Source organism: Paenibacillus sp. 01T422 (assembly GCF_056398785.1).
In genome coordinates this window covers 1-16,009 of record NZ_JBFTQB010000027.1, presented here as the reverse complement: position 1 = coordinate 16,009, position 16,009 = coordinate 1, and the positions used below count along the sequence as shown (strand labels likewise).

At 44.7% G+C, this 16,009-nt stretch carries 8 protein-coding genes; all 8 read right to left on the bottom strand.

What is annotated here, in order from left to right; all coding sequences use genetic code 11:
- The coding region (locus AC1DUA_RS02905; RefSeq protein WP_477498305.1) for an alpha-L-fucosidase at positions 1 to 413 on the bottom strand (413 nt) is incomplete at its 3' end.
- A gap of 126 nt (positions 414 to 539) precedes the next feature.
- The gene (locus AC1DUA_RS02900; protein WP_477498304.1) at positions 540 to 2,336 is read right to left on the bottom strand and encodes an S-layer homology domain-containing protein; all 1,797 of its coding nucleotides are present in this window, start codon (positions 2,334 to 2,336) and stop codon (positions 540 to 542) included.
- Between the two features lie 79 nt (positions 2,337 to 2,415).
- The gene (locus AC1DUA_RS02895; RefSeq protein WP_477498303.1) at positions 2,416 to 8,940 is read right to left on the bottom strand and encodes a discoidin domain-containing protein; all 6,525 of its coding nucleotides are present in this window, start codon (positions 8,938 to 8,940) and stop codon (positions 2,416 to 2,418) included.
- Positions 8,941 to 9,098: 158 nt separating this feature from the next.
- Positions 9,099 to 10,400, bottom strand: a complete 1,302-nt coding sequence (locus AC1DUA_RS02890) for an ABC transporter substrate-binding protein (RefSeq protein ID WP_477498302.1) — start codon at positions 10,398 to 10,400, stop codon at positions 9,099 to 9,101.
- A 112-nt stretch (positions 10,401 to 10,512) separates the two neighbouring features.
- Positions 10,513 to 12,153, bottom strand: a complete 1,641-nt coding sequence (locus AC1DUA_RS02885; protein ID WP_477498301.1) for a response regulator transcription factor — start codon at positions 12,151 to 12,153, stop codon at positions 10,513 to 10,515.
- A gap of 38 nt (positions 12,154 to 12,191) precedes the next feature.
- On the bottom strand, positions 12,192 to 12,443 hold the full coding sequence (locus AC1DUA_RS02880) for a hypothetical protein (RefSeq protein ID WP_477498300.1): 252 nt from the start codon (positions 12,441 to 12,443) through the stop codon (positions 12,192 to 12,194).
- 78 nt (positions 12,444 to 12,521) lie between these two features.
- Positions 12,522 to 14,342, bottom strand: a complete 1,821-nt coding sequence (locus AC1DUA_RS02875; RefSeq protein WP_477498299.1) for a sensor histidine kinase — start codon at positions 14,340 to 14,342, stop codon at positions 12,522 to 12,524.
- A gap of 262 nt (positions 14,343 to 14,604) precedes the next feature.
- The coding region (locus AC1DUA_RS02870; RefSeq protein ID WP_477498298.1) for a beta-galactosidase at positions 14,605 to 16,009 on the bottom strand (1,405 nt) is incomplete at its 5' end.

The following is a 16,009-nucleotide window of genomic DNA, read 5'->3' as shown; positions in this document are numbered from 1 at the left end:
GAATCTACATATTGCCTTACAATATCTTTCTTGTAGGAGCTGTTCATCACGTTATAATTGCCATATTTAGTTGGCCACAGGGCAAATCCGTCATGGTGTTTGGTTGTTAGAACGGTATATTTGATACCAGCAGATTTGGCGGCTGTCGCCCATTGATCCGTATTTACATGTTCAGGATTAAAAGAAAGCGGATCTTGACCTGGCGTCACCCATTCCTGATCGTGATAGGTTCCCATGTTATAGTGGATAAACATACCGAACCTGAGATCCACATAGTTTTTCTGATTCGTGTAACTATCATTTACAACGGGGTTTGCTGTGTTTTGATTATTTGTAGTCGCAAAAACGGGGGTAACTGAGACAAAAATTAGCATAAATATAAGTCCTACACATGTTAAAATCTTCTTATTCAAATTAATTCCCCTCCTAAATCTTATCGTTTAATACCCGGAGGCAGTCGCTTCAGCGAGTGGGGCAAGCATAGATGAAGTAAGCCTGCTGAGAGCAGGCTTACCATGACTCGCTTTGACCTAGACTTTCTAATTGATTAAATTCGCATATTGCAGCACTCGTTTGATGATGACAGCTGCTTCAGCTCGAGTGGCTACATCTTGAGGTGCAAACGTTGTTTCTGTTTTGCCATGAATCAAACCTTTGCTGGCGGCGTCTGCTACCGCGCTGCGCGCGTAATCCGACAACAGGTCTTGATCGGCGAACGGGGCATTCGTCGCGCTGGCGCCAGATGCTGATGTTCCTTTCACAAGGCCAATCGCTTTCATCATCATCACGACCATTTGCTCTCTTGTAATCTGCGCATCAGGGTTGAATTGACCCTCAGCAACGCCTTGAACCAAGCCGTACTTCGCCGCTGTATTCACTTCCGGAGCATACCACTGCGTATCTGCGACATCTGTAAAGATATTCAGCCCAGCCTCCTCAGGCAACCCCAATCCTCGCACGAGCAAGGCGGCAAACTGGGCGCGGGTGACTTGCATCTCAGGCGTATACGCACGGTCCGAAGTTCCGTTAATAATCATTTTCGAAGCTAGCTGTTCCACATCTTGCTGCGCCCAGTGACCGATCATATCGTCAAACGTTTTCTTGTGTTGAACGATTGCGTACAAACTGTTCGTATTCCGTGTCACTTTTACTTCGGTTTTGCCGTCTTTCACGTTAAACACGGAAGGCACGAATTTCATTTCACCTGTAGCTGGGTCATAAACAACCCCAGTCGCAGCCGACGGATCTTGAATCATTTGATCTACATGGATAACACGTGTCACAAAGCTGTTGCCGAAGTTATGAACTTCCTCTTCTTTGTCGTTGGTCTTGAGAATGATTTTATAATCGATCATATCGCCAACACGGACCATACCTTTACCGGAAATGGATTGATCGAATTGCGTTTCATGCTGTGATTTGGCTTTATCGATACGAATGATCAGCGTAGCTCCTTCTACACCAGCCATTTTCGCGAAATCCGCTTGGTTCAATATCGACATCGGAAGATCGTAAGTGCCCAGATGACTTTGTACGCTTAAAATGGTATCTTTATGATCCTTCAAGCTGTCCAGCAGCATTTGCAGGGGTAACTGCAAGGCATTCATGTCACGCTCGCCAGGAATCTCAAAGCTCAAAACAGCACTGCCGCTCGATGCTTGCAGATCCGCTAATTTTTGCGCCAGACGTTTACTATCGATAACCGCTGTTACAGAGGTTTGGCCGTCTGGTGCCGTTTCAATGCGGAGTTCGGATTGTGTTGGTACATAGAGATTCGGATCATCTTTCGTTGGAGTCGTAGATACGCCTCCTCCTCCACCGCCTGTTACAGGTCCAGGAGTCGTCCCTTTAATTGTAACGCCAGCTTGTGCATTAACATTCCAAATAGATGGTAGCTCTTGCGATGTCACTGTTGTCATCTGTGTCAAAGTTACGTTAGCTTGTCCGCTCTGCTTAGCCTTGAAAATCAGTGTGAAAATAGCTAGATTTCCATTTTCCCCTGTTTTATTTCCCATTTTCGAATAGGCAAATGTAACTTGATTGCCCGAATTTTGTACGATCTTGTACCCTTCGAAAGAGCCATACGATTTAGTGTTATCGTCTTTATTGAATTCCAGCCGATCTGCATCATAGGTTAAAACAGCTTCATACCCATATAAATCTGTTACATTATTACCTTGGATCGTAACGACCACATTGTCGCCGACAGTTACTTGAGACGTATTCAGACTAACCTTGAATGAAGGGATTCCGGCAGCACTTACAGCCATGCCTAGTGGGATAACGGTGAATAAGAGCATCAYTACTGAAAAAAACAACCCTGTTTTGCGTATCATGGGGTTCACTCCTTTTAAATATCATCCGAATATGGAAAGAGAAAGGGCTGGCCTTTCTCTTCCATTTCGGATTGATTTGTTATTGCAGTATCCGTTTAGCGATACCTACTACGTCGATAATGTCAATCTTACCGTCATGATTGAAGTCAGCACCTTTGGCCTTACTCCAATCGCTGCTTGCGGAAGTCTTACCATAATGCACGGCTGCTGTACCCAAGTCTCCGATATCGATGAGGTTATCTTCATTGGCATCGCCTGGCGCAAAGATGGTGATGAAYTGCCCGTTAAACGTTTGTATCGCTTCGTTTAACACGATGGCCGCGTCATCCAGCTGCTGCTGGCTAACCACCGGGGCCGTGTTGACGGCAGTGGCCGCTTGGATCGCAGCTAGCAATACCGCTTTGGAACCCGCTGCAAATTCTCCGACTTGCGTTCCTTCTACCGCACGATCATAAATGAACTGTGCCGAATTAATAACCGTTTGCAGCGTTGTTTTATTTACAACTTCAGCCTCTGTAATTGAAATCGTTAGATTAGCAAGAGACGCATCGATTTTTTGACCAAGTGCATTAGATACCGCTACCTTGGTAAGATTCAAATTGGTTGTCGCGGATGATTGCTGAGACTTCGCCTTCCAATTAATCTTGAATACATCTCCGCTTGCGGTGATAGCCCCCGCTTCGCCTTCGCTGATCGCGATAATCCGAACTTGACCCGGTACATCCGTATTCGTCTCAACCGCTCTAAAGCCGGATTTCAATGATTCCACGGATACAAATTCAATCGCGTTCGCGTCATAACTCAATGTAATATCTGCTGCATACACGCTGGAGGATGAACTGTTCGTTACATTGGTTAATCCGAAATTGGTTGCAAACGCAGCTCCTGCTTGAACCGTTGCAGCCCCCGTTAGCGTAGCGTGAGGAGCGTCGGTCGGTGTCTGACCGCTGATCATGACATAATTGAAGCCTTGAATGCCGCTGCCGTCAGCAGCTGTTGCCACCACTTTCACCATTCCGTTAATTTTCGCCGTAAGCAATCCACCGGCGTTAATCGTCGCTTTATTGGTTATCGTGACACCGTCAGATTCCCAAACGTTCCATGTGACTTGATCGTTTGCATTGGAAGGTAGTACTGTAGCTTGCATTTGCAGCGTGCCGTCTTGAACAGTGATCGCATTCATGCCGCCTGTACCGCTCACAGAAATTGATTGAACTGGGTACACATTATCTGTAACCGTCACGTTCGCAACAGCTGGTATGGCTGTACCGCCCACAGCACCGTTCACGATAAAGCTGCCGGCTGCCGCATATTGGGATGGATGAACAGCATTCCACACAACGGGCTTCTGCGCGGTCGAATTATCGTTGTAAGTAACGGTTACATTAGCAGGCAATACCGGTGCCGTATAGGTAGCTGTTGCCACAGTCACCGGCAATACGCCGTTAATCACGGATACAACCTGACCCCACTTCGCATACAGCGTAAAATCATTTGACGGGATTGTATTCACGTCGAAATCCCAGCCGACCGTCAACGCTTCATCTTGATACCAACCGGCGAACGTAAATCCGTTCTTCGTTGGAGCGTCAGGTGCAGCAATCTTAGATCCGGCATTCAAGCCGGTAACGGGGCTGACGGCGCTGCCTCCGTTGCTGTTATACGTTACCGTTGACCCCTGCGCAGAGTTCCATTTCGCGTACAGCGTCATGTCCGCAGTTGTTACGGTATCGGTCGTAAAGTTCCAGGCTTGGATAAGTGCAGCGTCTTTGTACCAGCCGACAAACCCGTACCCGCTTCTCGTCGGAGCCGCTGGCTCGGTAATCGACGATCCGGCCGTCAAACCGAGAACGGTGCTTACCGCAGTACCTCCGTTGCTTTCGAACTTCACGTTCGTGCCTGTTTTGAAAACCGAGAAATTCCAGTCTTCGGACCATCTTCCCGCAATCCAATTATGCTGAGTATCTAAATCGATCGGGAGCCAAACATATCTGGAATCCTTCAGATCACTAGGGTACCAGCGATCGGCCATAAAAATGAATTTATTCGGCACGAGCTCGCCGTTGCCATCCCGGTAAGGCAGAACGTTCGTGCTTTGGCTGTCATGAGTCGTTCCTTTCCAGTCATCCACAAACGGATCACCTTTATCCTGCCATGGACCAAACATGCCATTCGTGGACACGTGATACTTGGCGCGGTTTGGATTCCACCCCGTCAAGCCGGACGTAATCATATAATAGACGCCATCTTGTTTGAAGATGGTTGGCGCTTCCCTCCAATCGGTGAATGCTCTCACATAGTGAACGCCTTCCACTGACTGACCGTTCTCATTTTGAGCAGGYCCCGTATAATCATCATTCAACATCGTGATAACTGTCGTTGCGTTTTCTTCTGAAGCATAGACAAGGTAAGCTTTGTCATCCGTGGCATCATTGCCATCATCGTCTACGTACAGTGTCATATCGCGAAGCATACCTTCATTGCCATTGCTTGAACCCACATTCGGCAATCGGAATGTGCCGAGATATTTGAACGGTCCCGTAGGCGAATCGCTGATCGCAACGCCGCCTTCCGCCGTCCAGTATGAACCGGCGATCGGCCCGTCTTGATGCCACCACATCACATATTTGTCTGTTTTCTTGTTGTAGACGACCTTCGGACGTTCGACAACTTTATCCCAGTTGAAATCTTTGTACATCGCTTGCTTCTCTGTATTCGTCTTGTCCGCATACAAGGCATTTAGCTCAGCTATGCGTTCAGGCGAATTATGTTTGCTTAACGAATTGACCGGTGATTTCATAGATCCTGTATAGTCGGCATCTTTGCTAGTGATGTTAACGACCCGATTCGGATCGAAGGGAACACCGCTAGTCTGATACGTCTGGCTATTCTCGTCCAAATATAAAGGCAAGTTCCCGCCAGGCAAAACCGATTCGCCAAGTTGCGGGTTGTTGAATACCGGCAATACAACCCCTTCATTTGTCCAGTTGTACAAATCTTTAGAAGAGTACGCGTGAACGCCTGTTACGGGTACATAACCCGAGCCAACATTATTTTCCGTTTTGTCTTCACCATACCAGTAGTACGTTTTATTCTTCTCGTTGTAAAAGATTCCTCCGCCATGAGCCTGAATTGGAACGCCATCTCCATCCAGCCATACTTGACCGCTTTTAATGGAATTTGTTTTACCTACGGTCTGATATAAATTGTATAAGTCCTGCAAAATTCCAGTGTAGTAAGGAATACTCTCCTCCGTTAAATCGCTGACTGTACCGATCGATGCAATTTTACTTTCAATCGCCTCGGCTACTTTCGGACTAATGCTAGATGCCGTACGCAATTGTGTAATGGCATTTTCCAAGCTTGTCGTATCGAAGCCAGTGGATTGTTTTTGACTGACCGCAATCTCCGCGGTAGTTAGCGTATCACCATCTCCGCCTGTAGAAATAGCCTGAATCGCTACATATCTGGCTCTATGCGATTTGAATGTTGCCGATTGCGCGCTGGAGCTGGATGTGTCCCAAACGCCATTCGCTGCAAAAGTGAAATTCTGGTCCAAATAAGCTTGCGTCCCGTCTGCCGGTTTATTTGTTAAATCCGTGTCGCTATAGTAAACCTTAAATTGTCCAATTCTTCCGTTCGCCTTGTCCTGCCTTGGCGTAACCATCACTTTGCCAACATCCGGTCTGTTCTGACCAAGATCTACAATGATGTAATCGCCAGATCTGTATGTTCTTCCGTTCGATGCCCAATTGGATTCATAGAACGTTGAATTGTTGTCATCCAGCATGAGACTGGAAGGGTTTGAAGCGTAAGCCTCCGGAGCGTAGAAGAGACTAATTCCGTTAGTCTGCTGTTCATTGCTTTGGATTCTCGCGATTTCGGCAGTAAGTTTGTTTGCCAGCTTCACCATTTCTTCCTGGGTCGCCGTACTGCTGCCCAGCAGTTCTGTACCCTGATCGCCTAATGCTTTCAAATCATCCAAATAAGCAGGATCACCCGAAAAACCGTTGATGAATGTAGTCGCAGCATTCATCGCATTGTTGAGTTTGGACGTATCCAGGGTAAATCCAGCCTTGTTGAAAAGATTGATTTCAGCAGCAGAAGCATACTGCTTGCCTGCATCGCTTTTCGAAGCTAGCGCCGTGAATTTCACATAGGAAGCGCCGTGTGCATTAAAGGTTGCCGACTTCTCCAGCCTGTCTGCATCCCATGTTCCTTCGGCAACTTTTGTGAAAGCGGTACCATCAGGGCTCGCGGATATTTCAAATTTAGTCACAACACCGTTCCAATCCGCATCCTGCCTCGGCACATAACTCAGTTTGTACACACCGTCATACGCCTTGTTAAGATTGTAAGTTATGGACTGTGGAAGCGGTGCATAGGAACCGTCATAGGCCGTATGCCATTTCGTGCCGTTTTCGCCATCCATCGTTTTCTCCGGTCCTTCTCCGGAAGCGAAACTGGTTGAAGATGCCGTCATTTGACTTTGCGGAATTCGTCCCACCGAATTAAATTGCTTATTGTACTCAGCGGTAATTTTGCCTGCTGCCATCACAATAGCTTCTTGCGTCACATACGCGGTATCACGAATTGTCTTACCTTCGTTAACAAGCGTTTGCAATGTCGTCAAACTGCCATTTGTAGCTATCAACGCCTCCGCGCTGGCAATTGTCTGGTTCAGTGAATCCTTATCTAGTGTAAAACCTGACTTTCTCGCAATTTTGATCTCGGCGGCCGAACCATATTGTGTGCCGGATCCGTTATTCGATTCCGTCACCGTAAACTTCACATGTGTCGCACTTACTGCCGAGAATGTGGCCGTCTTCTCCGACTTGTCATTGCTCCACGTTCCTTCGGCCACCTTATTGAAATTCGTCCCGTCCGTACTGACGGCGATTTCATACTTGGTTGCGACTCCATTGAAACTGCTATCTTGTCTAGGCAAGTATTTCAATTGGTATACATCATCATAAGAGTTGCCCAAGTTGTAAGTAATAGAGTGCGGAGCTGGCGCCGGAGTACCGGACCAAGCGGAATGCCAATTGGTTCCTGTATTTCCGTCCAACGTTTTCTCTGGTCCTTCACCTGAAGCAGAGCTGGTTGCCGTAGCCGTCATCCCGCTTTGCGGAATCACTGTATTGCCTGTATAAGATGCTCCGTCAATCACAAACGTTGTAATCGATTTCGGGCCAATTGTCGTGTTTAATGTTTTATTCATAATTGGAACATTTGCTTGCTGCTCCACATTTTCAGTCGCCGAGGAAACATATGGCGTTGCAGTCCCGGTGACAGCATCAAACTGTGACATGTCTAAGGAGATATCTTGGCTCGTCGTGTTTGCATTTTTATATACAACATAGATTTTATTATTGGAAGGATCATATGCGGCTAACGTGTTATCATTGTTATCTGCAATGAATCTAGATCCCTGTGGGATAAATTTACTGAATTGCGCCATTGCGTAATATTTCTTTCCGTACCACCAATCTTGTGTATCAAAATCTGCGTGAATAAGACCCCAGTTCATGTCTTCCTTCTGCATGTTTTTCTCGCTCTCAATTGCCTGCCACAGTACCCATCCCTTAGGTTCAAGCCAAGTAATATCTGTCATAATTCTATCTGCCAATGCCAATGCCGGCTCAAAATCATCGTGATTGTGGGCAATGCCTGACGGACCGAGATCCACCTCGGACATCCATAGCGGTTTGCCTGCAGCTTTAGCGGCATCCCTGACAGCAGTACGGTTATTCCCGCTGTAGGTGTGTGTATTCATTTGTCCTATGTTCGCTTTAGTGGCTGCATCATACGAGTTCCAGTCGGTCATGAACGTATCGACGCTGGTTTCGTCCATTGCCGAAATCTTCACGCTTTGAAGCCCTTTTTCGTCGAGCTTGGCACGCGCCGCATTAATCATTTTGGCTTGGGAACCTGTATCCCAGTGAGAACCTTCTTGTCCCCCGCCGAATCCCCAATAATTCGTATTCGGTTCATTGATCGGGGACAGCGTGTTGAATTTAATCCCCTCAGAGTCGAAATGTTTGACAACTGTCGCTAAATAATCAGCAAAATTGTCATACTCTGTCGATTTCAAGTTATCTTTCCATGCATCTGTATTCCCTGTGGTACTTCCACTGACTGTCATATAATACGGTGCAGAATTGGAGAACGCCTCCAATTTATCGGCCCCTCTTGCTATGGCTGCTCCAAGCCACCAACGTTGATTCGCATCCTGCGACCAATCGTACACATTAGCAGATGGCGAGAATCCAGGCACTTCACCGCCTTGACGCATTGTATCGTAAGCAGGATTTTCACCACCGCCAATGTTGTATCTGGCAATATTCAAATTCAATCCTTGCGGTGAATAGAGCGCATCAGCCAAAGCGTTTTTAGTTGCATCATTCCAACCGCCAGTTATATTACCAAACCAAGCTAACGCTGTTCCCCATCCGTCCCACGATTGCTGCATGTTGCTCGGATCTAAAGTGATTGATGTTGCAGCGGCACTTGCCTTTTGTGCTGTTAACCCGTAAAACGCAGGTGAAACTAATGAAAAAGCTAAGCAAGAAGCAAATATTCTTCGTCCAACTTTTGTAGTCATCAAGACAACCTCCTTCTAAGATGGTGTAACTATCAAAACCATATTTTGGAAACGCTTACCATAAGTTCTCGAAAAATGGAAACTGATTTACACCAATTTCCCCAAAAATGAGGAGAGCAGATGACGAGGCATCCCTCTCCCACTTCCATACCTACTACTTACTTGCTGGCTCTTGCTTTCGTCCACTTGTCATTCAGATCGTTAGCAATCTTATCAAGCGATGTTCCGCCCATCATTTCTTGACCAAGCTTTTTCCAATCCAATTGGATGGAGTTTACATATTTATTGAAATTTTCGCCGCCTGGACGGTAGTTGAACTCTTCAACTTTGTTTGTTTTGTAGAAGTCGTTCAAGAAAGGAACATCTGCTGTAATACCCTCCATGACGGAGTTGGCTTGCTTCTTGTTCACATAGAAGGTGTAGGCATCCGAGCTGAACATCCACTCTTGGAATTTCTTCGCTGCTTCTACGTTTTTGGATTTGTTGTTAATCCCGAAGAAGTTATCCGTGAACGTCATCACTTTCAGCGGCTCGCTTTCGGAATGACGAGTAGGCAGAGGGAATGCTGCGATATCGTCGATGTTTCCTACTTTAGATTTGTATTGCGGCAAATACCACAGTCCCGCGGCAATAACAGCTGCCTTTTTCGCTTCAAACAATCCTGTTGCTTGGTCGTTGCTTAATCCTAGTGGATCTGCGCCCATTACCTTGGCATCATACAAAGTTTGGATATCGCTGTAAGATTTGTAGAACGGTGTCCCCTTCTCAAACGGCTTGTCCATGCCCGCGATTTTGTCGTAATAATTTTCGTCACCGGATGCTAACAACGGCATAAATTCATTGAACGGATAGTTCGGCCAGGAGTCCTTACCGCCCATTGCATAAGGCTGGTATTTACCACCTTTTTTAATTTCCGTTAATACGCTTACAAACTGTTCCCACGTTGTTGGAACGCTTAAGCCTAATTCTTTGAATACACTTGGATGATAATAAACAAGTTCAGGGAAAGAGATCACTGGCAATGCAAGAACTTTGCCATCTACAGCAAATTGCTTTGCTTTTGTATTTTTAGCCGTAACACTCAAACTATCTAGTGGCAGAAGTTCTGCTTTGAAATCATTGATGAAGTTAGGCTTCAATTCGATAATATCCGGCAACTCGTTAGCAGCTAATCTTACTTTCATCGCTTGCAGATAGTCTCCGTCGCTTTTGAAAGTTTCAACTTCCATCTTCACGTTCGGGTTAGCTGTTGAAAACTCTTTCACTTTTTTAGTCCAGCTATCTAAGAACTCGCTGTCGCTATCCCACATTGCAAGTTTCAATGTAACCGCATTCTCTTTTGTGCTGTCTGCTGCTGGAGCAGTTGTAGGACTCTCTTTAGTAGCCGTATTTGCTCCGCAACCTGCTAATCCAAATGTTAGGGCAATGGAAAGTACGGATGTGACTAATTTCTTTTTCATAATATTTCTTAACCCCCTCTTAATTACGTAACATATTTACATCTTTATATTACAGAAATACAGAATACGCTTTCATTGATATATTTAGTGATTACCTTGATAAATTTTGTGCTCACTCTTTTTTCCTTGAATAATTGTCCCGATATTTTTGAGGGCTCATTCCCCGATATTTCTTAAACACGCGGCTGAAATGTTCGGGGTTCTCATACCCCACCTTAACGGCAATTTCATACATTTTCATGTCCGTCTCTATCAGTCTGGTCGCCTCATTGATTCGAAGTTTCGTCACATATTCAATAAAATGTTCGCCCGTTTCTTTCACAAACTGTTTGCTCAAATGACTCTCCGTCACCTGTGCCCATTCACTAACTTGCCCCAGAGTAATAGCCGTACAGTAGTTTTTCTCAACGTAACGTTTGACTCTCTCCACCAAGCGCTGAGGGTTTTCTTCACGTATTTTATCAGGGTGGAGTAGATCTGCCATGCGAAAGACAAGCTTCTCAATCCACTCATGCAGATCTTCACGGAAGGTGAACTGTTCAACAATCTCGTAGGGTCTGCGCCGTGTTTCAATGACATGTGTCCAGTTCATCCCTTTCGCGTGCAGCAATGCGCCTATGTTCCAAATCAATTCCTCATAGATCGGCAGAGAGCTCTCAAGGGTCACATTCGGCACTTCGCTTAACTGACTTAAACCTGTGTGCAACTGCTGCTGCCAGAGACTATCCCCCTTCTCCATAAGGTACATCATCACCGTATAATCCCACGGTAAAAGATGGGGCCTTTCGGTTATACTGACCGTCTCAGGGTAGTACACACGCCCAGGTCCTTCTGAGAATCGCAGACTTGCCAAATTGCTCGCCTGACTGTATTTAAGATGCCAGCTTTTCCAGTCTGTGCACGAATCAGCTACCCCAATAGATAGCGAAACATTTAAAAAGTTTTTGACCGTATTGCGCAAAGAGTCCAGGAGCTCCATCACGCGTCCCCGTAGATTTAAATAGCTGGTCGACGACTCAAAACAGAGCAAGAACGCATACTCATCCTCTTGAACTTGCAGCAATTCGTAGGGGTGCTTAACGATTTCCATCCCTTGTTTAATGATCTTAACTAAATGATCCTGATTTTCCGCACCTGCATGCAGCGTCACATTCCCAGCGGGGGATTGTAGATCCGGCCTAACGGATACGATAACATGCTGAAAATTCGCAAATTGCAACATCCACTTTTGAAAGGAGTCGTCCTGCGTTAAGTTATGGCTGTAGATGTAATCTTTATCGCATAACAGGCCCCGGAGCCAAGTTTCTCGCTGCTTCAAATCCGATTCATTATTGCTTTTATTCAAATTTGCGGTAGAAATCGTCTTCTCTTTGATCTGACCAATCGCTTTTTCAATCACAGGGATGATATGCTCAGGATCAAGATCCGCCTTCATAATGTAATCAACAGCTCCGAGGAGAAAAGCTTTCCGCACAAAATCAAAATCTGAATATGCACTAAGCACAATACTCAGCGGTGGATTAGCCATATTTGCTTCCTGCAATTTAGATAGCAAAGTCAGTGCATCCATAACCGGCATGCTCATATCAACAATCATTAAATCAATGTCTTGGTGTACCGATATGCGCTGCCATGCTTCATAGCCATCCGCAGCCTCAGCCACCACCTCGCAGTCCAAATCACCCCACGGAATTATCGCCCCCATGGCTAGTCTTACTAGCGGCTCGTCATCGACGATCATGACTCTAAACATTCTTTTCCCCCATTCTGAATAAAGCCAATATTGCCGCCTTAATCCTGAACAATGACCTGATCGTACTTTTGTTCTATGATACCTGGGACTTCGTATAGTAAATAGGATCGACCGCTTACCTCTCCGCGAAATGAGCTGGGAAAGGACATGTATTCTTGCTTGGATAGAATAGGAAGGACAGCAATATCAACGGATAACCCGAATTTCTCTTTTAACAACAAGGCTGAAAGAAAACTTTTTTCAATAAGGATGACACGATCATATTTGGTATCATATAAGCAAAATTTCATAGGAAAGACACGCCCTCCCTTATCCGTTTCTCTCTACATCCGGATAGTAGCAGTTATTTGCAGCTCACAATCATCGGTCTATGCAGATTTATTATCGGTTAATACTGCCTGTGCTTGATCTGGATCATTCGATAAGAGTGGCAACACCACAATAACTTCTGTTCCAACACCTAATTCACTGTTAATTTTCAATCCGTATGGTTCGCCGTAATTTAATCGAATCCGATCATTCACATTCGCAATGCCTATTCCGCATAAGGACTCCACCTTTTTCTCATGCAGCAAGGAAACCATGGTCCGCTGTTCCATCCCTTTTCCGTTATCCGTAATTGTGATAATGAGTTGATCATTATTTTTTCTACTCGTAATTTTGACGATCCCCATCGCTTCTTTGCCGTAAAATCCGTGAATAATGGCATTTTCCAAAATAGGCTGCAGCAGCAGCTTGAGGATATAGCTGTCTGTCACACAATCATCGATGTCATACTCGACCTTGAATCGGTCACCATAACGGACTTTCATAATATGGATATACTTCTCCAGGCTTTGCATTTCATCAAATACTTGGATGTATGAGCCGCCGCGATGAAAGGTTGAAGCTAATAATTTGATGAGAGAATCCGTCATTTCCACCAAATTCGTAGCCTTAGACAACATTGCCATAATCTTAATAGCATTAAGTGTATTCACTAGAAAATGAGGATTAATTTGAGATTGAAGCGCATCGATTTCCGCTCGTGTTTTCAGCTTCTCTTGTTCTTGCCTTTCAATGATAAGCTCCTGTATGCGTACAGTCATATTTTGAAATGTTTTACCTAGTGAATAAATTTCCAATGGACCCGAAAGCTCCAGATCCACATGAAAAGATCCGCTTTTCATTTTATTCATTTGATAAATGAGGGATTTGATAGGGCCAACGATACTGCGGACAAGGAAAAATGAGACAATCAAAAATAGGATTAGTCCCGCCGCGGACACATTCATAATAAACTTATAGATTTGTCTGACTTGGGCAGTCATCTCATCATATGGCGTAATATAGATAATTTTCCATTCCGTCCGTTCCATGGTAAGAAAGGTTACGAACATGTTTTCGCCGTAAACCATCGTTTTAAAGTTGCCGCTTTTCTTGTTTTGGGCTTGTTTGATTGTTTGTTTCTCAATGTTCTTATTTTTATCTTTGCTTGTATCCAGCATGATATTTCCATTGCCATCCAGGATAATAAAACTACCATTTTGGTTGGAAGTCGAATCAGCCAGATTCTCAAAAGTTTTTGCTTGTATCACAAAATAGATCATCTCTACATCGCTGAATGACCTTTCATATTGGGGAGCTATAGCTGCGGATAGAATATACTTATCATTCGATTCAATCAATACATTCTCTTCGGATCCAAACAACAATACTCGCCCTTGATTTTGAAGCGCTTTCTGATAAAGGGCTGTACTCTTTAGAAAATTTTCATTTATCCGCGTGTTAATATTATGAAAATGGGTGCCCTCAAAGAAATAGGCGCCTCCGTCGCGATAAACGAACATCGCTGAAACAACGTCGGGCATATCGTGCAAATAATTTTTCAATTGATTTTCTAACTGAATGGAAGAGTTGAATAGGTCTTTGGATTGTGTACTGCGATGGTAAGAAGTTGCAAGGGAAATCATATTATTATCCGAGGCAATTGCGGCAACTGTCCTGATATATCTACTTTTTTCCTGATCGATAGAGTATGATACTTGTTCCAATGTTTGCATGGTGCGCGAAGTGATGTTAGATAGCAAAATATCTGTATAAGCCCTTAATGACAGAAATGCAACTAAAACAATAGGCATCACGATGACAAAAAAGAACATCACGTACAGAATCGATGTGATTGGCCATCTCTTTTTGAAAATACGCACTGGTCGTCCCCCCCCCGTTTGCTCAAGTTACATCTATGCTGTGAGATTACACATCCCCACAAACTGATGGGATATCTGGACACCAGGTATTTTGTGTAAAAGTTAATACGCTTTCATTATTAATTACTCACACTTTTCACCAGGGTTCGACATGATCTACCGTCATCATAAATTTTATTGCGAATTACGTCAACCCTATATTAAATCCAATTAATTACAACGAAAGATAGAGAAGACATTGCTGTCTTCCCTATGAAACTTACTAGGAACAAACTTCTAAAATAGCTACTCCGTAAGCCTCAAGTACTAACGTCCGCTCATAGACTCGTTCTGACAATAAATCCTTATAGGAACCAGCATTTAATAGAACCGCTGTTTCATAAGCATTATGATTCAGAACAAAGGTATACGTTCTATCATCTTTTTGTCTGTTTCTAATCTCGACACCTTCCGGAGCTTGATGAGCCGTCGCCAAATTTAATCGCTCACAGATTGTTTTGCTGAGCTCTTCCAAAAATCGCTGTTCAGGGTCAGTTGCTACATAATAAGCTTCCCCTTGCCCGAATTTATTCCGGGTGATTGCCGGCATGCCTGCATAAAAATCACGTCCATAGACGCCAAGCTCCTCTGCTCCCTCTAGGTGTAGCAAATCGCACAAAAGCCCGCATTCATATTCACCATGGAGTTCTCCATAAGCTGAATGCATCACAATTTTATTCGTCATTTCCGGCTGAAGCGAATCAATTTCCTCAACCCATATTCCGAGCAGATCACGTAATTCACCTGGGTAGCCACCAAGCGTTACAAGATCATTCTCATTCACAATCCCGCTGAAAAACGAGGTGACAAACGTTCCACCCTGCTGCACAAACGACTTCAGTCGATCGCTAACGCCAGGTTTCAACATATACATCACTGGTGCAATAATTAATTCATATTTGGAAAAATCGCTATGCGGGCTAATGACATCAACACTTACGTTTAAATCATAAAAAGCTTTGTAGTACTTTTGCGCCTGCTTGAGATAATCCAGATCCACGTTCGGACCACTGGTCATTTCCACGGCATTCCAAGTATCAATATCGAACAACAGCGCGACTTTGGACTCCGTTACGGAATCTAGAAGCGTATCCCCCAACACCTGCAGCTCCATTCCTAATTGTGTACACTCTTTAAATACTCTTGTATGTTCATGTCCTGCGTGAGCAATCAAGGCGCCATGATACTTCTCGCACGCACCAACGGAACGACGCAATTGGAAAAACATAACCGTATCTGCCCCATGCGCTATCGCTTGGTAGCCCCAAAGCCGCATAACACCGGGTCTTTTGAGACTATTGTATGGCTGCCAATTTTGCTGGCTTGGCGTCTGCTCCATCAACATGAAAGGTTGTCCGTCCTTTAACCCTCTCATGTAATCATGCCTCATCGCCACGTTGCTCATTGGCTCATTCATTTGGGGATAGCTGTCCCATGAAACAACATCCATATGGTCAGCCCATTTCTTAAGATCCAGACCGTTAAATAGTCCCCATATGTTCGACGTGATTTTAATATCCGGAGTGATCGATTTAATCGTGTCGTACTCGCCCTGATAACATTCTAAGATTGCGTCCGACATAAATCTCTTATAATCTAATGCGATCCCTTGGAAGCATTTATTATTG